Below are 25,065 nucleotides of genomic sequence, written 5' to 3'. Positions count from 1 at the left end.
GATGCGCCCTCCCCATCCCTCCTCCGCCCGGCGGGGGAGGATAGGCGGGGGTCTACCCTTCCCTCAGCTTTCCTTCGGCTTGTGCGTGTCGCTGACCGGCTGAACGCCCGCCGGCTGGTCCTGCTGCTGTTGCTGCTGGGGCTGCTGTTCCTGCTGCGGCGGCTCGCGGCGCGGCGGACCGGCCTTCACGTCCTGGTAGACGGCCTTGGCGATCTCCAGCAGTTCCTCCTTCGACAGGCGGCCGGCCAGCGCATAGGCGAGCTGCCCTTCCACCCAGTAGAAGGTGGCGACGTCGCCGTTCTGGGTGAAGCTGAAGCTGGACTGGTTGCCGCTCTGCGGAGCGCCGACGAACAGGGTGATCCGCTTGTTGGCGTCGTTGGCGTACATGTACTGCGCGCCGGCGCCCATATCGGTCGGCAGCGAGCGGCCGCCGATCAGCCGGTAGCCGACGCGGCCAAGGTCGGGACCGAACACGTCGCGGCCGACCCGCTTGGACAGCCAGCCGTTCAGCTCGTCCTGGTTGTCGGCGCCCAGTTCCACCTGGAACCGTTCGTCGGACGTGTAGAAACGGTGCGCTTGGCTGGCCTCCTGGGCGAAGGTGGCGAGCGTCTGGCGCTGCTGGACGACGGGGGCGGCAGCCTGCTGTTCGGCGCCGCGGCCCATCCAGCCGCCGGCCGCACCGGCCACCACGAGCATCACCGCGGCGGCGAAGCGGATCAGCGGCCGGGCATGCCAGGCCGGACGGTTGTCGTTGAAGGCGATGCGGCCCTTCAGCTTGTCGGACAGTTCCTGCACGGCATCGCTCGGCGGCTCGCGCAGAACGGTGTCGAACATCTCGTGCAGCAGCATCGCCTGGGCGCGGTAATCCTCCGCCCGGCGCGCCGCGTCGGGGTCTTCGGCCAGCCATCGCTCCACCGCCAGACGGCGGCTGCCGTCCAGCTGTCCATCGACATAGGCGTGGAGTTCGTCCTCCGTGACCCGTCCAATTCCCTGATGCGCGTTCATCACTTCACCCGCCGGAGGGTGACGCCACCCTCGTTCGCCAGTTTCGCCCGCACCGCCTCGCGCGCCCGTGACAGGCGCGACATGACGGTCCCGATCGGCACGCCGAGCATGTCGGCGACCTCGTCGTATTTCAGGCCCTCCAGCGCCACCAGAAGCAGCACCTTGCGCTGTTCCTCCGGCAACTCGTCGACCGCCCGCATCATCTCGCGCAACTCGACACGTTCTTCCTGCCGGGCTGGGGTGACCAGCTTCGATTCGACGTCGTCGACGTCGACCTCCTGCGGCCGGGCGGCCTTGGAACGGACCTGATTGACGTGGACGTTGTGCAGGATGGTGAAAAGCCAGGCCCGCAGGTTCGTCCCCGCCTGGAAGCTGTCGGCGCGCGCCACCGCGCGCGTCAGCGCTTCCTGCACCAGATCCTCCGCATCCGCACCGTTGCGCAGCAAGGCACGCGCGTAGCGCCGCAAGGACGCGATGTGGACTTCCAGATCGACCCCGAATTTGCTCAACCGCGCACCCGATCCTTACCGATCACGCCACGGCTCACGCCATGGCTTCACCCTCCGGCCGCAAGGCCGGACGGGACGACACGGCGCCGCATATCCAGGGCCGGGCCGGCCCGTTCGGCCCTGCGGCCGATGGGGAGACCCGATGCATATGGGTGCGAACGCGCGCCGCGCATCCTTTATTCCAGACTTTCTCAGGCTTGCAGCAAAATTTATGCGGTACGGCCAAGCTTGTGCCGAAAAGGCTTCAGGCGCCCCTGCGTCGATTGAGGAGTTCCCGTTTCCCAGACAGTTTGGCGGCTGGAATAAGCTTGGTTCAGGTCCGCGTCACGCCGCCAATCTGATCCGGTTCAGTGTGCCCTCGTAGACCTTTGCCGGGGTTCTGCCGAATACCGCTTCCGTCCCCGTCATCAGGTCCGTCCCTCTTCCTGGGTAAACCAAGCTTAGCCGGCTGTCCGGGAAACAGGAACCTCCTCAATCAGCGGCGAGAAGCAGCGCTTCGGCGTCAGTTACGGACAGCGGGCGGGCGAACAGGTAGCCTTGGGCATAATCACAGCCGATCCGGGTCAGCACGGCCCGCTCCTCCTCGGTCTCAACCCCTTCGGCGACGACCTCCAGCCCGATACGGTGGGCCAGCTCGACAATGCCGCGCAGAAGCGATTCCTGCCTGGGGTCGCTGCCGAGCGCGCTGATGAAGCTCTTGTCGATCTTCATCACGTCGAAGGGCAGACTGCCGAGGTGCGACAGCGAGGAATAGCCGGTGCCGAAATCATCCATGCACAACGCCACGCCCAGCGCATGGAAGCGTTCCAGGATGGCGCGGGCCTGGTCATGGTCGGCGACGGTCATGCTCTCGGTCACCTCGACCTTCAGACCGCTGGCGCGGCCGTCCGCCAGAAATTCCAGCATGTCGTCGACATAGCGTTCGTCCCACATCTGGCGGGCCGAGAGGTTGACGTTGACGGTCAGGGCGGCACCCCCGCCATCCGGCGCCAGCGGGCGAGCTGCTCCACCGCCCGTTCCAGCACATGGCGGCCGAGCGGCAGAATCTGGCCGGTCTCCTCGGCGATCGGGATGAACTGGGCCGGGCTGACCAGACCGAGGTCGGGGTGGCGCCAGCGCACCAGCGCCTCGAACCCGGTAAGCCGTCCGCTGGGGAGCGAGACGATCGGCTGATAGACCAGGAAGATGTCGCCGGCCTCCAGCGACGGTGTCAGATCGCGTTGCAGGCGGCTGCGGATCAGGATCGCCTCGCGCAGGGAGGCGTCGAACAGCACGGTGCGCCCCCTGCCATGCTCCTTGGCGCGGTAAAGCGCGATGTCGGCGTCGCGCAGCAGGCTGTCGGGGTCGTCACTGGTGCCATCGTCGACCGCGAGGCCGATGCTGAGCCCGATCCGCAGTTCCATGCCGCCCGCGCAGAGCGGGCGCTGGAAGGCGGTCTCCAATGCCTGGGCGCGGGCAATCGCCGCTTCCCGGCCGGCGGGGACCGCGACGACGAACTCGTCGCCGCCCAGACGGGCAACGAACTCCCCCGCTTCCAGCAGGCCGGCGATCCGCTCCGCCGTTGCGATCAGGACGCGGTCGCCGACCGCATGGCCCAGGCTGTCGTTAACCACCTTGAAGCCGTCGAGATCGAGGAACAGCAGCGCCAGATCGCTCCAGCCGGAATCCAGCGCCGCCTGCCGCTCGCGCAGCCAGCGGATCAGATAGGCGCGGTTGGGCAGGCCGGTCAGGAAATCATGAGTCGCCTGATGGACCAGCCGCGCCTCGTAGGATTTGCGGTCGCTGACATCGGCGGCGGAACCGGCCAGCCGCGCCACCCGGCCGTCCGGGCCGGCGGCGACGATGCCGTGCAGATGGAGCCAGCGGGTTCCGTCCTCCGGCCTCAGGTCTTCCTGCTTCAGGTTTGGCGGCAGGACGCGGAACTCCACATCGAAGCTGGCGCCGTCCGCCCCATGCTCCCCCTGCCGGATTGCGGCGAGCACGGCATGCCGGTCGTCGGGATGGATGTGGGCGAGCAGGCCGGAAAGGCCGGGCTCTCCATCATCCGCCGACAGACGGAGCATCTGGCGCAGTCGGGGCGACAGGTAGAAGTCTCCGCTTTCCAGGTTCCAGTCCCAAAGCCCGTCGTTGGTGGCGGCGGCGGCCATGGCGTAGCGGCGCTCGCTTTCGCCCAGCCGGCGGGTTTTCTCCTCGATGGCGGCGAACAGGTCGCGCAGGGCGATCCGGCTATCCTCGAGGCTGCGGCCGAGCAGGCCCAGTTCGTCGTGCCGGAAGCCCGTTCCCTTCCCCCTGCCCCACCCCGGGAAAGGGCGGTCGAGATCGCGGCTGGCCAGTCGGCGAGCGTCCTCCACCAGACGGCCGAGCGGTCCGACGATGCGGCTGCGGGTGAACCACACGGCGGCGCAGGCCAGCGCCAGGACCAGCACGGCGATGACCCCGCCGCCGACCGCCATCAGCCGTTGCAGGGTCTCGATGTCGGTCAGGGTGGCGGCGGTCAGCCGGGCCCGCTGCGCGCTGAGATGGCTGTTCAACGCCGCCAGCCCCTTCACCGCGTCGCGGCGGCAGGCGTCGAACGCTTCCGGGGGGATGGCCGCCGCCGGGTCCTCCATCTGCACCTGGATGGCGTCGAGAAAGGCCGCGATGGCGGCGATGGCCCGCGCCTCGTCCTCGCTGGGGGTGACGATGTCGCGGTAGATCGCCAGATTGGCCCGCGCCAGCGCCAGGGACCGGTCCAGCGCCGCATGGTCGCCAGCGGAATGGCCACTTGTATCGGCCTGCGTGCCCTCGCGAAAACGGTCGATGACGCCGCCCAGGCCGAGATGCCCGCGCACCTCCGACAGCGCGTCGGATTTGGTGGCGGCCTGCAGGTCGTAGTCGCGCCAGCCGTCGGCCACCGCATCCATGCCGCGCATCAGTTCCAGCCCGACCGCCAGCATCACGGCCAGACAGACGACCAGAGCCGCCGCCAGCAGCAGCGCCGAGCGCGCGATGGTGAGGGTGCGGCGGCCCGCCCCGGCGCCCGCTCCGGAGATGGCCCGGGGGCCGCCGCCGCCGGGCATGACACCGGAGCCTTCACTGACGATGTCTGTCACCCTGGTCTTCCCTCTGCCCCGGAGCCTCTGGAAATCACGCGCGCAACGCTCGGGAGAAGCTGTGCGCCGCCCCCTCCAGCCGCTTGGTCTCGCTGCCGAGCGATTGTGCGGATGAGAACATGCTTTCCGCAACCATTCCGGCCTGTTCGGCTGCTTGCGCAACCTCGGAAATCGCGGCGCTGACCGCGCCGGCCGACCCTGCGGTCTCCTGGATGTTGCGGGCGATCTCGCGCGTCGCCTCGTCCTGCTGGGTGACGGCGTCGGCGATCTCCTGCGCCATGCGGCAGACCTGCCCCAGGCTGCTGCCGATGCCCTGGATGGCGTCGACCGCGCCATCGGTGGCGCTGCGGATCGTCGCGATCTGCTGGGTGATGTCCTCGGTCGCCCGCGCCGTCTGGTTGGCGAGGTTCTTCACCTCCTGCGCCACCACGGCGAAACCCTTGCCCGCCTCGCCGGCGCGGGCGGCCTCGATGGTGGCGTTCAGCGCCAGAAGGTTGGTCTGGCTGGCGATTGCGTTGATCAGCCCAACCACTTCGCCGATGCGCTGCACCGCCTCGGCGAGGCTGGCGACGGTGGCGGAAGAGCGGTCGGCCTGTTCGACCGCCGCCGTGGTCATGGCGACCGAGCCCTGCACCCGCTGGCCGATCCCGGCGATGGAGGCGGACAGTTCCTCGGTGGCGGCGGCGACGGCCTGGACGGTTCCGGCGGTGCGGGCAGCGGCGGCGGAGACCTCCTGCGTGCTGCCGATGGTCCGGCTGGAGGAGGAGGCCAGATCCTGCCCGGTGCGGTGAAGCGTGCCGGCCCGCCCGGCCAGCGCCGCGGCCAGCGTGCCGATTTCCGCCTCGAAGGAGCGGAGGTCCCGTTCCAGCGTCTCCTGGCGGCGGCGGGCCTCTTCGGCCTCGGCGCGTTCGCGTTCCCCGGCGGCGCGCAGCCGGACCAGCCCGTCGCGGAACACGTCGACGGTGCCGGCCATGGCGCCGATCTCGTCGCGGCGGCCGACCAGGGGCACGGCGCTGTCCAGATCGCCGCCGGCCAGACGCTGCATGTAGCCGGCGAGCCGGGCCAGCGGACGGACGATGCGGTGATGGGTGAACCACAGGAACAGCCCGGCGATGGCGAGCAGCAGCACCAGCGCCACGCTGCCGCCGGTCAGCACCGTGCCGGTCAGGCCGGCGATGCCCTGGCGGTTGGCTTCGCCGAGGGCGGCGCGCGCCCGGGTCAGCTCGCTGTTCAGCGTCCGCATCGCCGCCACCGCCGGCGCGGTGTCGAGTGCCGCGGTGCGGGCCAGCCGGTCGAGCGGGGTGTGCGCCGCCGCCGCGGCCTCGGCTTCGGTCAGCTTTGCGTCCAGCTGCACCATCGCCGCGGCGATGCTGTCGAGCGCCGTTCTTTCGGCAGCGCTCAGCTCGCCGGCGAAGCGGTAGACCTCCAGATTGGCGGCGGCGGATTTCAGGCTCTGCCGGACCTCGGCGGCACGGGCCGGATCGCCGGTCAGCAGATAGTCGCCGAAGCGGTGGATGACGCCGCCGAACCCCAGCGCCCCGCGCAGGTCGGACAGGGCGTCGGCCTTGGCTGCGGCGCCCAGATCGTAGGCGTTCCAGCGCTCGTCCACCTGTCGGATGCCCTGCACGGTGACGAGGCTGACCGCCAGCACCAGCGCAAGCACGGCGACCAGGCCGGACGACAGCAGCCAGCCGAGCCGGGCGATCTGCCGGTGTGCGGGGAGCGGAAACCTGTTCCGGTGGCTGTTCTCGGCAGCGGTCATCGACTGTCTCCCATGCGGCAGCGGCTGAGGTGAAGGAGCCAGTGGTCGACCGACAGCCGTCCGCCGCCGCGGACGATCAGGCCGGCGAGCAGCAGCATCCAGAAATAATGCTGCGGATTGCTGAAGGCCGGGTTTGCCGCACCCAGCACGAACTGGATCACCAGCGCCATCGCCAGCAGCGGCAGCGCCGCCAGCCGTGTCGCCAGACCCAGCACCAGCAGGACAGGCATGGTCAGCTCAATGGCGGCGGCCAGCAGCGCGGCGATATCCGGCGGCAGCAGCGGCACCCGGTATTCCTCCTGGAACAGGAAGAGAGTCGCCTGCCAGTCGCCGATCTTCTGCAAGCCGGAGCGGAAGAAGATCGGCGCCATCGTCAGCCGGACGGCGAGGTCGAACAGCGGGGCCGCATACCGGTCGAGCCACCCGGCGGCATGATCGCGGATGTCCGCCAGGCGGGCCAGTCGGCCCGGGCTCACCCCAAGGCTTACAGGCGAAGACGTCATGGGTCGTTCCCTTCGCTTCCGGTAAGGGAGGGCTGCCGGTCGAGCGCGAAGCCGGCCAGCAGACTGTTCTGCAGCAGCAACGCCAGCAGGGATTGGAGATCGGCGCCGGCGGCCGCTTCGGCGTCGGCGGCCTCGTCCAGGGTGGCGCCGGCCAGCAGCAGGGCGGCGAGCGCGCCGTCGGCTGCGGTCAGCCGGGCGCAGCGCACCTCCCCCAGCGGCGTCCACAGCGACTCCGTCGCTTCCGTCGCCGGGAACGCGGCCGATCAGGACCGCTTCCGGCTGCGGCACCGGCACCGCCGCGCCATCCTTCCACAGCTCATGGATGTTCCAGCCCGACCGCACCAGCCGCAGCGATGGGTGCGGAGCCAGCCGCAGAGACCCCGCCTGTTCCGGCGGGATGGCGGCGAGCCGGCCGAGGTCGAGCGGTTCGGCGTCGGCGGCGAACAGCGCTTCATGCATCGCCCAGTCGAGCCGGCCGAGGTCGGACGCCCAGGGTGGGATTTCGGCGGCCGGCTCGAGATCGGCCAGCCAGTCTGCGAAGCCGGCGCCGTAGCTCCACAGCATCGGCACGCAGGGCGGTGCCTCCGCCCCGAAGCGGTAGGCCAGCGCGGTGAAGCGCTGCTCGCCCAATAGCCGGCGCAGGGTGGGATGGGCATGGCCGAGAACGGCCGCCAGCGATCCCATCACGGTGTTGCGGTAGACTGTCAGCCGTCCGGCCGGCAAATCCGGCCGCAGCGCCCCGGCGACCACCGGATCGCCGTGCAGCAGGAAGGTGGCGAAGTCGCGCTGGAGTTTTGCAAGTTTCGCGTCAGCCGGCACAATGGACCTCCCGGATCATGGCCGGCGTTTCGCCATGCCGCATCCGGGCATCGAGCGCCCCCTGCGCCCTGCCCGCCTCGGCCAGGAGCAGGTCGAGCGGCGGCAGGTCGTTGTCCCACTCGATCAGCACCGGCCGCGGGCCGAGACGGTCCAGCACATCGGCATAGAGCGCCATCACGGCGTCGCCGACCGCGCTGCCATGGTCGTCGATCAGCAACTCCTCGCCGCCGAGCGTCACGCGGGCATGACCGGCGAGATGCAGTTCGCCGACGGCATCGGCCGGAATGGCGTCCAGCCACGCCGACGGGTCGAAGCCGAGATTGGCCGAGGAGACGTAGAGGTTGTTTACGTCGAGCAGCAGACCGCAGCCGGTGCGGTCGGCCAGTTCCGCCAGGAATTCGGCTTCGGGAATGGCGCTGTCGGCGAAGGCGAGGCAGGCGGCAGGATTCTCGACAAGGATGCGCCGGTCGAAGACGTCCTGGGCATGGTCGATGTTGCGGCGGACCCGGTCGAGGCTGTCCTCGGTATAGGGCAGCGGCAGCAGGTCGTTGAGGTAGATGGCGTCCGCGACGCTCCAGGACAGGTGTTCGGAGATCAGCCCCGGCTCCAGCCTGTCGTAGAGCACGCGCAGCCGCATCAGGTGATCGGGGTCGAGACCGCCGGCGCTGCCCAGCGACAGGCCGACGCCGTGGCAGCTGACGGGCAGATCGCGGCGGACCCGCAGGATGCCGGCCAGGCGCGGGCCGCCGGGAACCAAATAGTTTTCCGGATGGATCTCGACCCACGGGATCGGGCAGCCGGCCGCGACGAACGCCTCCCGATGCGGCTCGCGCAGGCCAATGCCGGCGGCGACCGGCACGGACCGGACGGAGGTGGAAGGCGGCGCCGCGGCCATCGCCTCAGCCCTTCTTCTTCGGGTTGGCGCCGTCGAACGGCTTCAGCGAGCCCATCTCCTCGGCGCAGGTGCCGGCCTTGACCAGCTTCCAGTCGCCGCCGTCGTAGGTCAGGTTGCTGTTGCCGGCGCAGGAATGCAGGCCCTTGGCATGGGCGCAGCCGTTCTCACCCGGCTTGGAGATGCCGTAGCATTTCTCCATGTTGGACTGGGCGGCGGCCGGGCCGGCCATCAGCGTCAGGGCGCCGGCCAGCGCGCCGGCGATGGGGAGCAGGGCCAAAGTCTTGGTGGCGGTCATGGTCATGGTCCTCAGTTGCGGGATGATCCGGTGTTTCGGAACGATGGGCGCCGGTCAGGACGCCGGTACGCGGTCGTGCAGCAGATCGACGAGCGCCTGCGGCTCCGGGCGTTGGGTGAAGTCGGCGTCGATGGCGGCGAAGCGCACGACGCCGCTGGGCGACAGCAGATAGGTCGCCGGGATCGGCAGCTGCCAGGGCTCCCCGAGGGGACGGCCCTGGCGGGCGTTGAGGTCGAGGCCGCGGTCGCGGTAGAGATCGCGCAACTCGTCCGGCACGCGGAAGACAAGGCCGTAGCTGCGGGCCACCATCGCTTCCCGGTCGGACAGGATGTCGAAATCCAGCGCGTTGCGTTCCGCCAGCGTCAGGCTGTGGTCAGGCAGCTCCGGCGACACCGCCACCAGCCGGGCACCGCCGGCGGTCAATTGCGGCAACGCCAGCTGCATGGCCCTGAGCTGGGCGCAACAATAAGGACACCATTCGCCGCGATAGAACAGCAGGACGACCGGTCCCCGTTCCAGCGTCTCGTAAAGCGAGACGGTGCGGCCGAGCTGGTTCGGCAAGGCGAAGTCGGGGGCCTGCAGGCCGGGGCGCAGTGCCCCCAGCTCGATCCCCCGCGCCTTCAGATCCGCGATGATCCGGTCCATCATCGCCATGACCTCCGGAGGCAGGGTCTTGCCGGCCTGCGCCCGGATGGTGCGGAGTTGGCGTTGAAGACGCATCGGGCAATTCCCTGTCGGCGTGTCCGTCGGTCCGATCCTGTCAAAAGCCGGATTTGCGAAACATAGGGGGACACGCACAATATCTTTGCGCAGAATGCAAGAATACGCCTGGGGACGGGATATGGCAGGACTGGGGACACGGAGGACGGCATGGACCGACTGGACGATCTGACGGTGCTGGTCGAGGTGGTGGACAGCGGCAGCCTGTCGGCGGCGGCGGAGCGGCTTGGGCTGTCCGCCTCGGCGATCAGCCGGCGCATCGCCCAGATGGAAAACCGGCTGGGCACCCGGCTGCTGGCGCGCACCACGCGGCGGATCGCGCTGACCGACGCCGGCGCCACCTTCTGCCTGCGCGCCCGCGCCATCCTTGCGGCGCTGGACGAGGCGGAACAGTCGCTGACCGAGATGGGCGAGGAGCCGCGCGGTACCCTGCGCATCACCATGCCGGTGATGTTCGGGCAGATGCGGGTAGCGCCGCTGCTGGCATCATATATGAGCCGCCACCCCGGCGTGTCGCTGGAGGTCAGCCTGAACGACCGTGTGCAGCGGCTGGTCGACGACGGGTTCGATCTGGCGATCCGCGCCGGGCGGCTGGTCGACTCCAGCCTGATCGCCCGCCGCCTGCGGCCGCTGCGCCGCCACGTGGTGGCCAGTCCCGACTATCTGGACCGGCGCGGCGTGCCGCAGTCGCCGGGCGATCTCGCCCACCACGAATGCCTGACGCTGCTGTCGGGATCGGGCCGGACCGAGTGGGAATTCATGATCGGCGACCGGCGCGAGATCCTACGCCCTGTCGGCAGCTTCCAGACCGACAGTCTGTGGCTGTTGCGCCATGGCGCGGTGGGTGGATTGGGATTGGCGCGGCTGGCCGACTTCATCGTGGAGGACGATATTCGCGCCGGCCGTCTCGTCCCGGTGCTGTCCGCACTGGAGGTGACGGACGAGGCCATTCATATCGTCTATCCCGCAACCCGCCATGTCTCGCCGAAAGTGCGCAGCTTCATCGAGCACCTGGTCGCCGGGTTGGGCAAACCGGAGTCAATCGGCCCTATCGGCACCTCTGCAGCTTAAGATCGAATCAGGCCGGGTTTTCCACCTCATCACTCCATCCACTGGCTTGGTCCACCATAGCCGAACAGCCCGAAGCCGCCCCAGGCGTGAAGCGGTGCGCCCGCCGCCCCGGCCTCCAGCATGGCGCGGCGCAAGGCCATGTCGGGTGGCAGGCCGTCGATCAGCCATGTCCGGTGGAAAGCGGTCATCATCGTCGCGGCGACGCCGCCGGTGGCCGGCACCGGCCAGAAGCTCAACACCGCGGCGGCCACCCGCTGGCTGAGCAGGACGCTCATCAGCCCCAACGCCTCCTGGTTGCGCAGGGGAACCACCCGTCCGGTGTCGCAGCCGCTCAACACCACCATTGCCGCCGCCGTCTCGGCCCTTGCCAGGGTTTCCAGCGCCAGCGGCGCGTCCCGCCCTTGCGCCGACAGGACCAGCCGCCCACCCATGGGATCGGCGGAGTCGAACCCGCCATGGACGGCGACGTGCAGAATGTCGGCATCGAGATGCCGGAGCAGGTCGGCGCGGCTGCCGTCCGAGGATGCCGGACGCAGCGACAGGCCAGCCTGGACCAGGGTCGCCGCCACCGCCGCCGCTTCCGTCCGGAACCCCTGCTCCGACAGCGGTGGGTCGCCGTCACGACCATGGCCGATCACCAGCGCGTCACGGGGTGGACGAGCGCGGCCGCGGGAGGCCAGCCAGGCGGCGGCGCTGGGTACGTAGCTGACCGCGTAGCGGTCGATCATCCGCCCCTCGCCCAGGGGAAAGAGGTGAAAGGGCAACCGGATCGCCGGTCCCGCCGGGGCGACGATCAGTCGCCGCACCTGTGGCTCCAGCCGGTCCAGCACCGGATGCAGCAGGCGCCCGGCGATGGCGGCGAGGCCGTCGAACCGGCGATCGGGGTCGCGCAGGGTAACCAGCGCCGCCGCCGCCATCCCATCCACCCGCGCCGCCGCGCCGCGCAGCCAGGACTCGTCGGCGTCGAGCCGAACCAGATCGGGCGCTTGGCCTCCCGCCCGGGCGATCAGGCAGACCGAACGGTCACCGCGATGAACATACTCCAGAAAGGCGGCGTCCTGCGGCAGCCGGGCCGCCAACTCGTCGAAGCCGGCGCGCACGCCCAGCCCGCGGCCGACCGCGAAGGCCTTGGCTCCTTGCAGGGCATCGAACAGCCGCCGGGCGTCACCGGCATCGATCAGGGCGGCGATCACCGCGTCATACAGCGCCTCATGCGCCGCACCATAGGTGAATTGATGCAGCGGATCGTCGAGCTGCCGGCGCAACCCGGTGTCGATGGCGGTCATGGCATCGAGCAGCGTCCCGGCCTCATCGGCCTGTCCGAGGGCCAGCAGGGCGACGGCCCGGTAGCCGAGCGCCGCGTGATGGAATTCATGGTTGCCGGCGGCGACCGCCAGCCGCTCCGTGTGGGCGAACAGCGCCGCCGCCTGCCGGTGATCCCCGGCGACCAGCAGGGCGCGGCCGGCGGAGCCGATCAGCGCCATTGCCTCCTCGTCACGGCGGTGACGTGGCAATCGCGACACTGCCACGCGCGCCAGAGCCGCCGCTTCCGCCAGCTTCCCACCGGCAATCAGCCGCTCCAACTCCAGGCGTGTCAGGGTGACGCCATCGGGATCGAGGCCGCTATCCCGCGTGATCGTCCGATACTGTGCCAGCCAGCGGTCAAATCCGGCGACATCCCGGCGGCGCAGGTGGAACAGGCAGAGATTGAAGCAGGCGGTGGCGATTGCGTGCCAGTCGCGCGGCCGGTCGTCGCGTTGCGGCCGCACCGCCAGTTCGTGGCTGGCCAGCAGTTCCCGCTCCTCCTCCACGGCCAGCCCCAGCCGCCCATAGAGCAGGGCGAGATTGCCGTGGGCCTTGGCCTGCAGGTCCTCCTGGCCGGCGTCGGCGCAGGCGGCCACCAGGGCACGGTACTGCGCCAGCGCCGAGCCGGTTCGCCCCATTGCACGATAGGCCAGCCCCAGATCGGCCTGCGCCGACAGCCGCAGCCGGGTATCGGCGATGCGGGGAATCAGCCCCTCGTAATGCGCCGCTGCCTCGCCGGCCCGCCCCTGGCGCAGCAACACGAGGCCCAGATTGACCGACAGCGCCCACTCCGCCAACGGGTCGAGATCGCCGGGCGGAGCGGCGAGGATGGCCCGCAATTCCCGCTCCGCACCTTCGATATCGTCGGCGAGCAGGCCGAGGCTCGACCGGCCGAGCGCCAGCGCCGGACGGAGAGCGTCATAGCCGCCGAGCCCGATCAGCCGTGCGGCGATGTCGAGGAAGCGCCGTCCGAGCGACAGGTCGGCACGCTGGCACACCGACGCTTCGGCGGTGTCGAGGATCGCCGAGACCGCGGCCTGATCCGGAAACGGCCACTCTTGTGCGATCGCCGCGTCCAGATCCCCGGCAATGTCCGCCTCCAGCAGCCGGATGGTCAGTTCCAGATGCCGCTGCGCCCGTGGATCGCGCAATGCCAGATGGCTTCGGGCGACCTCGATCGCCAGTTCCTCCGGGGCCTGGGCGCCGAGGATCTCGAAGAACAGCGGGCCGATGTCGTCGGCATGCGCAACGATCAGCGCCTGCCGGGCCTCGCCATCGGGCGCGGCCAGCAGGTGGGCGACCAGCGTTTCCGCCTGCTCCCGCGTCATGGCTGGGAGGAACCGTCGCCGGACCTGCCCCAGACCTTCAGGAAACCGGAGAGATCCTGGTAGATCGATCTGGTTTCCAGATCGAGCCCGCCGGCTTTCAGCCGGTTCTCTCCCAGCGCCCGCAACGCCACCACCAGAATGGCGACCCCCATCCAATTCTCCTCCAGCGCCTGAAGCAAAGCGGCAAGGCTGGCGCCGTCGAGCGCGCGCGTCTGCGCCTGTCCGCCGATACCGTCCAGCAACCCTCCGGCCTCCGGCCGCAGCGCCAGCACTTCCTGCGTCAGGACAACTGCCAGCGCAGGCAGGCGGTCGGCGGGAAGCTGGGCGAGGATGGCGGCGATCTCGTCCGCCTCCGTCGTCGGATCGACGACCGGCAGGGGAAACAGCCGGACGGCCTCGTCCGCATTGAGCAGGAACGACAGGGCGAGCGCCGGGGAAACCTCATAATTCGTCATCGGAAGTGTCCTTGGCGGGCGTTGTCAGTGTTCGGGTGGATGAGGAGATTTCAGTTCGCGTTTCAATGGTTCCAAAGACTACCAGAACGGCTCAATTCGCACCAAGACACCGCCAAAACGGGTCGTCATCGCTCAACCATACCACCTTATCGAAGAAAGGTGGGTCGTCGAAACTGCCAAAAGAGGACGCCCCGGAGCCTGTCCCAGTAGTATTGCCGGCCTGCGTATGGTTAGCTTCAATCACTACGACAACCGTCTGCCGGACCGGCCGGGCATTACGGCACGAGGTCGGCAAAGACAAGCGCCAGGAGTTCCGGCAGTGCATCCTGTCCGGCGTGCCGCATGCCGAAATGGTTCGGCTGACGGGTGGTGTGTCGGGCGGCACGGTGAGCACGATCCGGTAGGAACTGAAGGCGGCAATGCCGCTCCACCGGAACACGGAGTTCTGCGCTTGCGTGCCGCGATAGTGACGAGGACGCCGACAGCCTGTCGGAAACCTTTGGAAAGGTTGGTGGGCCCGGCCGGATTCGAACCGACGACAACACCGTTATGAGCGGCGCGTTCTAACCGCTGAACTACAGGCCCTACCGCGGGGCGCACTTTGCGACAAAGCTTCGGGGAAATGCAACCCCTCGTTCATCGTTCGGACGCATAAACCCGAAAAGGAAAACGGGGGCCGAAAGGCCCCCGCTTCGTCTCGAACGATACGGTTCCCGGATCAGGTATCCCAATCAGGTATCCAGGAAGCTGCGCAGCTTGCGCGACCGCGACGGGTGCTTCAGCTTGCGCAGCGCCTTCGCCTCGATCTGGCGGATACGCTCGCGGGTCACGTTGAACTGCTGGCCGACCTCTTCCAGAGTGTGGTCGGTGTTCATGCCGATGCCGAAGCGCATGCGCAGCACGCGCTCCTCGCGCGGCGTCAGAGAGGCCAGCACGCGGGTCGTCGTCTCGCGCAGGTTCGCCTGGATGGCGGCGTCCAGCGGCAGGACGGCGTTCTTGTCCTCGATGAAGTCGCCGAGATGCGAATCCTCCTCGTCGCCGATCGGCGTCTCAAGGGAGATCGGCTCCTTGGCGATCTTCAGGACCTTGCGCACCTTCTCCAGCGGCATCATCAGACGCTCGGCCAGCTCTTCCGGGGTCGGCTCGCGGCCGATCTCGTGCAGCATCTGGCGGCTGGTGCGGACCAGCTTGTTGATCGTCTCGATCATGTGGACCGGGATGCGGATGGTCCGCGCCTGGTCCGCGATGGAGCGGGTGATGGCCTGGCGAATCCACCAGGTCGCGTAGGTCGAGAACTTGTAGCCGCGCCGGTACTCGAACTTGTCCACCGCCTTCATCAGGCCGATGTTGCCCTCCTGGATCAGGTCCAGGAACTGCAGGCCGCGGTTCGTGTACTTCTTGGCGATGGAGATGACGAGACGCAGGTTCGCCTCGACCATTTCCTTCTTGGCGCGGCTCGCCTCCTTCTCGCCCTTCTGGACGGTGGAGACGATGCGGCGGAACTCGTTGATCGGCAGGCGGGCCTCTTCGGCCACCTGGGCGATCGCCTCGCGCGTCTTGCGGATGTCGCCGTCATACTTCTCGGCGAACTTGCCCCAGGTCTTGGGGTTCAGGCCGCGGATGCGCTCCTGCCAGTTCGGGTCCAGCTCGTGGCCGAAATACTGGTTCAGGAAGTCCTCGCGCTTCACGCGGCAGTCGGTCGCCATGCGCAGAAGGCGGCCTTCGAAGCCGGTGAGCTTGCGGTTCAGGCCATAGAGCTGCTCGACCAGCTGTTCGATGCGCTGGTTGTTCAGTCGGACGGTGTTCATCAGCTCGACCATCTCGGTCTTGAGCTTCTCGTACTTCTTGTCCGTCTGCTTGCCCATGTCCTCGCCGCGCTGCATCGCGGCCATGCGGGCCTCGTGCAGCTTGTGCAGCTTGTCGTAGGTCGCCTTGATGTTCTCGAAGGTCTCGATGACCTGCGGCTTCAGCGCGGCTTCCATCGCGGACAGCGACAGGCTGTTGTCGCCCTCCTCGCCTTCCTCGCCCTCTTCGCCCTCGCCTTGCGGCGGGCGCGGCTCGTCGCCGTCCTCACCGGCCGGCGCATCGGCGGCAGGAGCGGCACCCGTGCCCGCACCGGCGGCCTCGACGGCCTCGGCCAGACCTTCCGGCATCTCCTCGCCGTCCGGGCCGCCGCCGTAGGTGGCGTCCAGGTCGATGATGTCGCGCAGCAGCATCTTCCCTTCCATCAGGGAATCATGCCACTCCAGGATGGCGCGGATGGTCAGGGGCGATCGCAGATCGCGCCGATCATCATCTCGCGGCCGGCTTCGATCCGCTTGGCGATGGCGATTTCGCCTTCGCGCGACAGCAGCTCCACCGATCCCATCTCGCGCAGGTACATGCGCACGGGGTCGTCGGTGCGGCCGATGTCGTCGTCGTCGAGGTTGCCCGACGACCGGCCTTCGCCGTCGCTGGCGCCCTCGCCGCTGTTTTCCGAATCCTGCTCTTCCGATTCGACGATGTTGATGCCCATTTCGGACAGCATCGCCATCGTGTCTTCGATCTGCTCGGACGAGGACGAATCCTGCGGCAGCGCTGCGTTCAGCTCGTCATAGGTGACATACCCGCGCTCCTTGCCGCGGGCGATCATCTTCTTGACGGCCAAACCCATGCCGTCCATCAGAGGACCGTCTGCGGATTCCTCCCGCGTTTCGGAAACTTCCACGCTGTTCGCAGCTTTCGTGGCCATGCGATCGGTGCCCCCGCATTACCCCATTGAAAAAGACGAAAGGGCCGCCCGGTCCCGGTTGCCCGGCCCGTCCGCCCCACCCCCAACCATGTATCTACCCAGAACCCGCCATTACAGAAACTGTCATGCGGCCCTGTCCCATCAACGCTTCCAGTTACCCTGTGCCCCATCAACCGACGCCCGGCCGCCGACGGCACAAGCCATCAACCGTCAGACATCGTCAAAGTCACTGTCGTCCGCAATACCCAAACCGGACTTGATGACCTCCTGCTGAAGAGCCACGACCCTCGCGAAGTTCGCCTCGCTGTTGTCACGGGTCAAAGCCGCCTTCGCTTCCCTAAGATCGTCGAGCACCCGCTCGTGATGCAGATGCCGCCACGCAGGCCACCATCCCTTCCGGGCGTCCTCCGTAGAGGCCTCCGGACGGGCGAAGCCGGCATGGACATAGGTCGACTCGCCTAGCAAAGCACCGACCATCGTCTCATGGCCGGCGGATGACAAGTGGCGACAAAGCGCATCGGCGTCAAGTGTCGAGTCGCGGTTGGCCTCGTCGGAAAGGCATTCGATCACCGCCCAGCGCAGTTTTTCGAGTTCCGGGTCACCGAACGGCAACAGCCCCAGCGGCTCGGCCAGCTCGCCGAACAGATCGGGATGGTTGATGATCGTCGCCAGCAGGATCCGCTCCCGCATGGATGCGAGGCGGGAGGCGCGGCCGCGCCCCTCCCCCACCGGCTTGGAGGTCAGGCGTCCGGGCATGCCCGGCACATGGCGGCGCGGCGCCTCGCCGAAACGCCCCCGCCCCTGCCCCGGCACCCAGGGTCCGCGGTTGAAGGCCGGCCGCGCGGGCGCGAAGGCCTCGTCGACGCGGCGGCGCATCTCGGTGCGGTAGAAGCTCTGCACATCGCGGTCGGCGATGGTGGCGACGCGGGCCTCCAGCGCCGCCTTGACCGCGGCCTTGGCCTCCGGCGTGTCGGTCGGCCGCCCCTCGCTCTCCATCCGCCACAGGGCGTCGGACAGCGGGATGGCCGCCTCAAGAACCGCCCCCATCGCCTTCGGCCCTTGCGCGCGGATCAGGCTGTCGGGGTCCTCCTCCGGCAGGAAGGCGACGCGGGCCGACTGGCCGGGGGCGAGGTGCGGCAGGATGCGCTCCACCGCCCGCCACGCCGCGCGCCGGCCGGCATTGTCGCCGTCGAAGCACAGGAAGGGCACCTTCTCCGCCGCCGGGATCAGCTTCCACAACTCCTGCACCTGGGTCTCGGTCAGCGCGGTGCCCAGCGGCGCCACCGCTCCCTCGAAGCCGGCGCGGACCAGGGCGATGACGTCCATATAGCCTTCGGCGACGATCACCGGCTTGCCGTCCGCCGCCGCCTGCCGCGCCCGCGACAGGCCGTAGAGCAGCGTGCCCTTATGAAAGAGAGGCGTATCGGCGGTGTTGACGTATTTCGGCCCGTCGCCTTCCAGGATGCGTCCGCCGAATGCCACCACCTGCCCGCGCCGGTCGGTCACCGGGAACATCACGCGGTTGCGGAAGAAGCTGTAGGGCGCCCGGCCGTCGTCCGGCCGCTTCAGCAGCCCGGCATTGACCATGTCCTCGTCGGAAAAGCCCTGCTTGCCGAGATATGTCCGCAGCGCGTTCGAATCGCCGGGCGCGTAGCCCAGCCGGAAGCGCGCGATGATGTCGCCGTCCAGCCCTCGGCGCATGAAGTAATCCAGCCCGGCCCGACCGGCGGACGTGTGCAGCTGCTGCTCGAACCAGCGCGCCGCCTGCTCCACCAGGTCATGCAGGGTCTTGCGCCGCTCGTAGCGCTGCCGGTCCTCCTCCGTCGGGCGCGGCACCGGCAGTCCGGCCTCGCCGGCCAAATGCTCGACCGCCTCGGGGAAGCCGAGATTGTCGTGTCGCATGACGAAGCCGATGACGTCGCCATGGGCGCCGCAACCGAAGCAATGGAAAAAGCCCTTCTGGTCGTTGACGTAGAAGGACGGAGACTTCTCGTTGTGGAACGGACAGGGGGCCTTGTACTCCCGGCCGGCGCGGATCAGGCGCAGCCGCTTGGAGACCACTTCCGACAAGGTCAGCCGGGTGCGCAGTTCTTCCAGGAATTGGGGCGGGAAGGCCATGGTCGAACGGTCACCGGGATACGAAGAGCGATGAGGGAGATGGGCGCAAGGCTATAGCAGAGGCACAGTATGGGAACCAGCACCGCCGGCCCCAAGGGGGCAGATGGTGCGTCAGTCCTGTCGCTGAGCCAGACGGGTCCGGGCATAGACTTGATTGAGCGGCGTGCGGAAGCCGATGCTGATCAGCACAAGCTCGTCGTCTGGCCCGATGACGAGCGGTTCCGCCGGCCAATCGCCGCTGCGGCGGCGGTACAGCTCGGCGCAGACGCGGGTCGAGTGGACAAACAGGATTTCCTGAACGCTGGCGATCGAAGCATAGGCCCACAGGTTCCCGCGCGTGTCGCGCTCGTTGCCGGGCGACAGGATCTCCACGATCAGCACGGGATCGGGCAGCAGACGCCCTTCCGGATCGTCGGGCGCACAGGTCACCGCCAGATCGGGAACGCGCAGGTTGGCGTTGCTGGAAAGCCCAGGCACCACCGGCGCTTCGGTCGCGGTTCGGCAGGGGCTGCCGCGGTCGATCAGATGGCCCTCGATCAACCGCGCCAACGCAACCTGCAGATAGGCGTGCGTGGCGCTCGCCGGCGCCATGGCGCGCGGTTCGCCGTTCACCAGCTCGTAGCGGGTGTCGGTGCCATCGCCGTTCCAGTCCAGGAACTGGGCGACGGTCATCCCCGAAAAGGTCGACTTGCGGACCGCGACCATTCCACCGTCCTCCTGACCCGTTCCACCCGCCCCGTGCACCAGCCTAGCCCGAGTCGCCCCGCCGCGGCCAGCGCCTCTTGCTTGCGCTGTCCCTGCTTCCCCGGCCCTTACTTGCCCGAAAGCCGCGCCTTCACCAGGCCGCCGGCCTTGGCAAAGTCCATCTGGCCGGCATGGCGGGCCTTCAGCTCCGCCATCACCTTGCCCATGTCCTTGATGCTGGACGCACCCAGTTCGGCCACGATGGCGTCGATGGCGGCGGCGGACTCCTCCTCCGTCATCTGCTTGGGCAGGAAGCGTTCGATGACCGCGATCTCCTCGCGCTCCTGCTGGGCCAGTTCGGGACGGCCGCCCTGCTCGTACATCCCGGCCGATTCGTTGCGCTGCTTCACCATCCCCTGCAGCATCGACAGGATGCCCGCCTCGTCGATGCCGTCGGTCACGCCGCGGCTGCGGGCATCGATGTCGCGGTTCTTCATCTCGGTGAGAATCAGGCGCAGGGTGGACACCGCGCGCATGTCCTTCGCGCGCATCGCATCCTTCAGGGAGTCGTTGAACTGCGTGCGCAGAGTCATGTCCTGTCTTCCTCGTTCTTGGTGCCCGGCATCCGGCCGGGCGGGGCAACTATCCTGAAAGCGCCTGCCGATTTCCACACAAATGGCCCTGCCCGCCGGGCGCAAGGCGCTGCCGCCGGCCATCTTGTCGGCGCATCAGGGCCGCCTTGCAAAGCTATTGCTGGAAATCAGGCGTCCAATCGTCATATAGGATGTCCGGCCCACCCGATCAGCCCACTCGATCCCACGTCATCGCCCGATCATGGCGAAGCTGGGGTGCGAGCGGTTGCGTGTGCGCGCCCGGCGGGACGCTAGGCCGTCGCCGTTCCGCCGATCACCCGATCCGTCGCCGGCCGCGGTTTTTGGGAAGGTTCACAGGAATGACTCTCGCCACTCCCCCTCCGACAATGCGGTTCACACCGGCGTCCTGGTTCTGGCCGACGGCACGGTGTTCCGCGGCCGAGGCATCGGCGCCACGGGGGATTCGGTGGGCGAGGTGTGCTTCAACACCTCCATGACCGGCTATCAGGAGATCCTGACCGATCCCAGCTATGCCGGCCAGATCATCACCTTCACCTTCCCGCACATCGGCAACACCGGCGCCAACGCCGAAGACATCGAGACGATCACCCCCGCCGCCCGCGGCCTGATCCTGCGCGCCGACATCACCGACCCGTCGAACTGGCGCGCCACCCGCCACCTGGACGACTGGCTGAAGAGCTACGGCCTCGTCGGTCTGGCCGGCATCGACACCCGCCGCCTGACCCGCCGCATCCGCGACCTGGGCGCGCCCAACGGCGTCGTCGCCCATGCGCCGGACGGCAATTTCAACATCGAGGCGCTGGTCGCCAAGGCCAAGGGCTGGCCGGGGCTGGAGGGCATGGATCTGGCCAAGGACGTGTCCTGCCGCCAGACCTACGACTGGACCGAGGCCGGCTGGACCATCGGCGGCGGCTACGCTACCCAGGACAAGCCGCAGTACCATGTCGTCGCCATCGACTACGGCGCCAAGCGCAACATCCTGCGCTGCCTCGCAGCATCCGGCTGCAAGGTGACGGTGGTGCCGTCCACCGCCACGGTCGAGGACGTGATGCGCCACCAGCCTGACGGCGTGTTCCTGTCCAACGGCCCCGGCGACCCCGCCGCCACCGGCGAGTACGCCGTGCCGACCATCAAGGGCCTGCTCGACACCGGCGTGCCGATGTTCGGCATCTGCCTGGGCCACCAGATGCTGTCGCTGGCGCTGGGCGCCAAGACCACCAAGATGCAGCAGGGTCACCGCGGCGCCAACCATCCGGTCAAGGACCTCGCCTCCGGCCGGGTGGAGATCACCAGCCAAAACCACGGCTTCGTCGTGGTGCCGGAAACCCTGCCGGCCGACGCCGAGGTCACCCATGTCAGCCTGTTCGACGGCACCAACGAGGGCATCCGCCTGAAGGGCAAGCCGGTCTTCTCGGTGCAGTACCACCCGGAAGCCTCGCCCGGCCCGCAGGACAGCCATTACCTGTTCGACCGCTTCGTCCAGCTGATCGCCGAAAAGAAGGCGGCCTGACGGTCCAGCGCAGCGTTTCCGCTGAAAAGGGCGTCCCGGTGGGGCGCCCTTTTTGCTGATGCCCTATCGAAAGAGAGCCGGAACATGGCCCGGTCCACCGACCTGCTGCTGACCGCAATCGCCCCGGCGATCTGGGGCAGCACCTACATCGTCACCACCGAACTGCTGCCGCAGGGCTACCCGATGACGGTGGCGCTGCTGCGCGCGCTGCCGGCCGGGCTTCTGCTGTTGCTGCTGGTCCGCCGGTTGCCCTGGGGATGCTGGTGGGGGCGGTCGCTGGTGCTGGGGGCGCTGAACTTCTCCTTCTTCTGGGCGATGCTGTTCGTGTCGGCCTATCGCCTGCCGGGCGGGGTCGCCGCCACGGTGGGGGCGGTGCAGCCGCTGATCGTCATCGCTCTGTCGCGCCCGCTGCTGGGCACGCCGATCCGCCCGCTGGCGGTCGCCGCCGCCATGGCCGGCATCTGCGGTGTCGCCCTGCTGGTGCTGAAGCCGAGTGCGGCGCTCGACGGTATCGGCGTGCTCGCCGCACTGGCCGGCGCCGGGTCGATGGCCGCGGGAACGGTGCTGAGCCGCCGCTGGCGCCCGCCGGTGTCGCCGCTGACCTTCACGGCGTGGCAACTGACCGCGGGCGGGGTGCTGCTCGTGCCGGTGGCGCTGCTTCTGGAGCCGGCGCTGCCGGTGCCGACGGCGGCCAACCTGCTGGGCTTCGTCTATCTCGGCCTCATCGGTGCCGCTCTGACCTACATCCTGTGGTTCCGCGGCCTGTCGCGGCTGGAGCCCTCAGCGGTTGCGCCGCTCGGCTTCCTCAGCCCGGTGACGGCGGTGATTCTGGGCTGGGCACTGCTCGGCCAATCGCTGACCGGCTACCAGATCGCCGGAATCGTGCTGGCGCTCGGCAGCGTCTGGGTCGGGCAGCGGGCACAGGCGGTACCGGTCGCGGCGACGGCAGACGCGCGGAACTGAGGGCAGGCTTTCCGGAGCGGCGGGGTCGCGCCATATCTTCCAAGCCCCGCCCTCTGCCCCGGACCCCATGCGCCGCCTGCCGCCAACGCCCATCGCCCTCCCACCGGCCGCTCCAACGGAGGACCATGCCGCCTGCCCGCTCTGCGGCCGGCCGATGGTTCCCGGCGCCAGCCTGAACGAACACCATCTGGTCCCGCGCACCTATGGCGGACGGGACACAGTGACGATGCACCGCATCTGCCACGCCAAGATCCACGCAGTGCTGACCGAACAGCAGTTGCGCGACCACTATCACGAGATCGAAGCCCTGCGTGGCCATCCAGACATCGCCGCCTTCATCCGCTGGGTCCGCCGTAAGCCGCCGGAGTTCACCGACGGCCACGCCACCGACCGGCGCCGCCGCAAGCGTTGACAGGACCTTATCCCCGCCGGACGGTTTGCCGCTGGGCTGGCTTCGGCAGGTAGTTGCGGGCCTCGCCGTTGCAGACCCGGCTGACCCGCTCATACTCCTCCACGGTATCGACCTGGGCTTGCCGGCGGTCGCGCTCGCGGCCGAAGTCCTGCATGATCCGCCGCATCGCCGATTCGAGCGGCCGGCGGATCGCCGCCATCGCCTGGGCCTGGCTGCGCGAGCGCACCGGCGCCATGCCCTCCATCACCTGATCCAGCTTGATGCGGATCTGCGGCATCATCTCGCGCAGCAGAGCCTCGTCCACCGCGACATGGCGCATCTCATGGGCCAGCACCTCGCCATGCAGGCAGGAGTTGGCGGGAATCTCGCTGGCGACATGGACGATGCGCTGCTGGAAGCCGAAGCTGATGGTCACCGTGCTGGCCGCCGCGCAATAGGTGCCGTCGCCCATCTGCTTGAACAGGGCGGAAACCTGCGACTGCTCGCCATAGCGCGCCTGGGTGAGCCCCAGCACATGGCCGCCGGCGCTCCCCGCCGGCCCCGGCGTGCGTCCAGGCAACCGGGTGAGCTGCGCGATCGACAGCCCGTCGTCGCGCTGGATCGGCGCCAGCATGCTGTCGAACACGAGCTTCGTCGGCGGAAACCCGCTGCAGCCATTCGACTGCGCCGCGGCCGGCGAAGCAGCGAGCAGTACGCCCGAAAGGAAGAGGAACAGGAAGCGAACGGTCATCCCGATACAGTTATCAGGAAACCGTCCGCGGACAAGAGACATGGAGTGGGATGGAGCGGGCAAGCTGCGGCCTTGCCCACTCCATCCTCCTCCTCACTGATGCGCCGGGAACAGGAAGCGTGCCTTCAGGGTGCCTTCGATGGCGCGAAGGTCATTGACGACCTCCATCTCCTCCACGTCGCCGTTGACGTCGACCACCACATAGCCCAGTTCCGGATCGGTCTGGAGATACTGGGCGGCGATGTTCAGGTCGCGGCCGGAGAACACCTCGTTCACCTTGCGCAGGATGCCCGGACGGTTCTCGTGGACGTGCAGGAAGCGGGTGCAGCCGGCCTGAACCGGCAGCGCCACCTGCGGGAAGTTGACCGCGCCGACGGTGGAGCCGTTGTCCGAGTACTCAAGCAGCTTCTGCGCCACCTCGGTGCCGATGTTGGCTTGCGCCTCCATCGTCGAGCCGCCGATGTGCGGGGTCAGGATGGCGGTCTTGATGCCGCGCAGCGCGCTCTGGAACTCTTCCTTGTCGGAGCCCGGCTCGACCGGGAAGACGTCGATGGCGGCACCCAGGACATGGCCGCTGTTCAGCGCGGCGGCCAGCGCCTCGATGTCCACCACCTGGCCGCGGGCGGCGTTGATCAGGTGGCTGCCCTTCTTCATGGCCGCCAGTTCACGCTCGCCGATCATGTTGCGGGTCTGCGCGGTGTCCGGCACATGCAGGGTCACCACGTCGGAGACCGACAGCAGCTCCTCCAGCGAATCGCAGGCACGCGCGTTGCCGAGCGCCAGCTTGCGCACGACGTCGTAGAAGCGGACCTGCATGCCCATCGCTTCCGCCAGGATCGACACCTGGGTGCCGATGTGGCCATAGCCGACGATGCCCAGCGTCTTGCCGCGGATCTCGTAAGAGTCCTTGGCCGACTTCATCCAGCCGCCGCCATGGACCAGCTGCGACTTCTCGAAGATGCCGCGCATCAGCATGATGATCTCGCCGATCACCAGTTCCGCCACCGACCGGGTGTTGGAATAGGGGGCGTTGAACACCGGGATGCCGGTGCGGCGCGCCGCCTTCAGGTCGACCTGGTTGGTGCCGATGCAGAAGCAGCCGACGGTAATCAGCTTGCTGGCCGCCTCGAACACCTTGGCGGTCAGGTGGGTGCGCGACCGGATGCCCAGGATGTGGACCGACCCGATGCGCTCCAGCAGCTCATCCTCGTCCAGGGCGCGCGGCAGCCGCTCGACGGAGGCGTAGCCGCCGCGGGCCAGCTCGTCGATGGCGTTGTCGTGGACACCTTCCAGAAGAAGGATGTTGATCTTGTCCTTGGAGAGCGAGAGCTTGGTCACGGCCGGCATCCGTATCTGGGCATCGGGTCTGTTCGGCAGCCCGCCTGCCGGAAACGGCGCGATGGGCCACGGAAAAGCGAGCGCGCAAAATAATACCAAAGGCAGCCCTTGTCACCTGACGGATGTTGCGCCGCCACACAGCTTTCCGCATGCCGGATTGGCGCGGGACGCGGGTTGGGTGTATCAGTCGGACCGACCTTCGAACT

20 protein-coding genes, 1 tRNA gene and 1 pseudogene are annotated in these 25,065 nt (G+C 68.5%); 4 read left to right on the top strand and 18 right to left on the bottom strand.

Going from position 1 to position 25,065, the window contains the following annotated elements; translation table 11 throughout:
• Window positions 1–63: 63 nt before the first annotated feature.
• The 9 genes from AB8P05_RS00580 to AB8P05_RS00540 form a co-directional block, all read right to left on the bottom strand.
• Window positions 64–1,005: an anti-sigma factor family protein gene (locus AB8P05_RS00580; RefSeq protein WP_472758392.1), complete on the bottom strand. Its 942-nt coding sequence runs from the start codon at window positions 1,003–1,005 to the stop codon at window positions 64–66.
• Window positions 1,005–1,514 (bottom strand): sigma-70 family RNA polymerase sigma factor, encoded by a 510-nt coding sequence (locus AB8P05_RS00575; RefSeq protein WP_455171382.1) that lies wholly within the window; start codon window positions 1,512–1,514, stop codon window positions 1,005–1,007. The genes AB8P05_RS00580 and AB8P05_RS00575 overlap by 1 nt, the downstream gene beginning before the upstream one ends.
• 471 nt (window positions 1,515–1,985) lie before the next feature.
• Window positions 1,986–2,447, bottom strand: coding sequence for an EAL domain-containing protein (locus AB8P05_RS00570; protein WP_472758391.1), 462 nt, complete (start codon window positions 2,445–2,447; stop codon window positions 1,986–1,988).
• A 29-nt stretch (window positions 2,448–2,476) separates the two neighbouring features.
• Window positions 2,477–4,606, bottom strand: a complete 2,130-nt coding sequence (locus AB8P05_RS00565) for a diguanylate cyclase domain-containing protein (protein WP_472758390.1) — start codon at window positions 4,604–4,606, stop codon at window positions 2,477–2,479.
• 34 nt (window positions 4,607–4,640) lie between these two features.
• The gene (locus AB8P05_RS00560) at window positions 4,641–6,368 is read right to left on the bottom strand and encodes a methyl-accepting chemotaxis protein (protein WP_472758389.1); all 1,728 of its coding nucleotides are present in this window, start codon (window positions 6,366–6,368) and stop codon (window positions 4,641–4,643) included.
• Entirely contained in the window at window positions 6,365–7,690 is a 1,326-nt protein-coding gene (locus tag AB8P05_RS00555) for an HvfC/BufC family peptide modification chaperone (RefSeq protein ID WP_472758388.1), read from the bottom strand. The genes AB8P05_RS00560 and AB8P05_RS00555 overlap by 4 nt, the downstream gene beginning before the upstream one ends.
• Window positions 7,680–8,585: an MNIO family bufferin maturase gene (bufB, locus tag AB8P05_RS00550; protein ID WP_472758387.1), complete on the bottom strand. Its 906-nt coding sequence runs from the start codon at window positions 8,583–8,585 to the stop codon at window positions 7,680–7,682. The genes AB8P05_RS00555 and bufB overlap by 11 nt, the downstream gene beginning before the upstream one ends.
• A gap of 4 nt (window positions 8,586–8,589) precedes the next feature.
• Window positions 8,590–8,880, bottom strand: a complete 291-nt coding sequence (locus tag AB8P05_RS00545; protein ID WP_455171376.1) for a BufA1 family periplasmic bufferin-type metallophore — start codon at window positions 8,878–8,880, stop codon at window positions 8,590–8,592.
• A 54-nt stretch (window positions 8,881–8,934) separates the two neighbouring features.
• Window positions 8,935–9,600, bottom strand: coding sequence for a peroxiredoxin-like family protein (locus AB8P05_RS00540; protein ID WP_472758386.1), 666 nt, complete (start codon window positions 9,598–9,600; stop codon window positions 8,935–8,937).
• A 150-nt stretch (window positions 9,601–9,750) separates the two neighbouring features.
• Here AB8P05_RS00540 and AB8P05_RS00535 point away from each other — a divergent pair, with 150 nt between their 5' ends.
• A complete protein-coding gene (locus AB8P05_RS00535) occupies window positions 9,751–10,671 on the top strand; it encodes a LysR family transcriptional regulator (protein ID WP_472758385.1) in 921 nt (306 codons plus the stop codon).
• Window positions 10,672–10,700: 29 nt separating this feature from the next.
• On the opposite strand, the gene AB8P05_RS00530 is transcribed toward AB8P05_RS00535, so the two are convergent.
• The 7 genes and pseudogenes from AB8P05_RS00530 to AB8P05_RS00500 all read right to left on the bottom strand — a co-directional run bounded on the left by AB8P05_RS00530 (window position 10,701) and on the right by AB8P05_RS00500 (window position 19,885).
• Window positions 10,701–13,304, bottom strand: coding sequence for a CHAT domain-containing protein (locus AB8P05_RS00530; protein ID WP_472758384.1), 2,604 nt, complete (start codon window positions 13,302–13,304; stop codon window positions 10,701–10,703).
• On the bottom strand, window positions 13,301–13,759 hold the full coding sequence (locus AB8P05_RS00525) for a hypothetical protein (RefSeq protein ID WP_472758383.1): 459 nt from the start codon (window positions 13,757–13,759) through the stop codon (window positions 13,301–13,303). Before AB8P05_RS00525 ends, AB8P05_RS00530 begins: the two co-directional genes overlap by 4 nt.
• Window positions 13,760–14,268: 509 nt before the next feature.
• Window positions 14,269–14,344, bottom strand: a tRNA-Ile gene (locus AB8P05_RS00520).
• Between the two features lie 146 nt (window positions 14,345–14,490).
• Window positions 14,491–16,490 (bottom strand): annotated as a pseudogene (gene rpoD, locus AB8P05_RS00515) (RNA polymerase sigma factor RpoD).
• 210 nt (window positions 16,491–16,700) lie between these two features.
• Window positions 16,701–18,608, bottom strand: a complete 1,908-nt coding sequence (gene dnaG / locus AB8P05_RS00510) for a DNA primase (RefSeq protein WP_472758382.1) — start codon at window positions 18,606–18,608, stop codon at window positions 16,701–16,703.
• Window positions 18,609–18,719: 111 nt separating this feature from the next.
• Entirely contained in the window at window positions 18,720–19,313 is a 594-nt protein-coding gene (locus AB8P05_RS00505) for a Uma2 family endonuclease (RefSeq protein WP_472758381.1), read from the bottom strand.
• Window positions 19,314–19,420: 107 nt separating this feature from the next.
• Window positions 19,421–19,885 (bottom strand): GatB/YqeY domain-containing protein, encoded by a 465-nt coding sequence (locus AB8P05_RS00500; protein ID WP_472758380.1) that lies wholly within the window; start codon window positions 19,883–19,885, stop codon window positions 19,421–19,423.
• A 406-nt stretch (window positions 19,886–20,291) separates the two neighbouring features.
• Here AB8P05_RS00500 and carA point away from each other — a divergent pair, with 406 nt between their 5' ends.
• From carA to AB8P05_RS00485, 3 genes are all read left to right on the top strand, one after another.
• A complete protein-coding gene (carA, locus tag AB8P05_RS00495; RefSeq protein ID WP_472759353.1) occupies window positions 20,292–21,416 on the top strand; it encodes a glutamine-hydrolyzing carbamoyl-phosphate synthase small subunit in 1,125 nt (374 codons plus the stop codon).
• 84 nt (window positions 21,417–21,500) lie between these two features.
• A complete protein-coding gene (locus tag AB8P05_RS00490) occupies window positions 21,501–22,379 on the top strand; it encodes an EamA family transporter (RefSeq protein ID WP_472758379.1) in 879 nt (292 codons plus the stop codon).
• Between the two features lie 67 nt (window positions 22,380–22,446).
• On the top strand, window positions 22,447–22,791 hold the full coding sequence (locus tag AB8P05_RS00485) for an HNH endonuclease (RefSeq protein WP_472758378.1): 345 nt from the start codon (window positions 22,447–22,449) through the stop codon (window positions 22,789–22,791).
• A gap of 7 nt (window positions 22,792–22,798) precedes the next feature.
• Here AB8P05_RS00485 and AB8P05_RS00480 read toward each other — a convergent pair whose 3' ends face one another.
• A complete protein-coding gene (locus tag AB8P05_RS00480) occupies window positions 22,799–23,521 on the bottom strand; it encodes a hypothetical protein (protein WP_472758377.1) in 723 nt (240 codons plus the stop codon).
• A 93-nt stretch (window positions 23,522–23,614) separates the two neighbouring features.
• Window positions 23,615–24,859 carry a phosphoglycerate dehydrogenase gene (gene serA / locus AB8P05_RS00475; protein WP_455171362.1) on the bottom strand — a complete coding sequence of 415 codons (1,245 nt, stop codon included), beginning with the start codon at window positions 24,857–24,859 and terminating at the stop codon, window positions 23,615–23,617.
• Between the last annotated feature and the right edge of the window lie 206 nt (window positions 24,860–25,065).

The sequence above is a fragment of the Azospirillum sp. VT-I1 genome, from assembly GCF_055698305.1.
The sequence above is the reverse complement of the archived record's forward strand: the minus strand, read 5'-3'. Positions and strand labels throughout refer to the sequence as shown.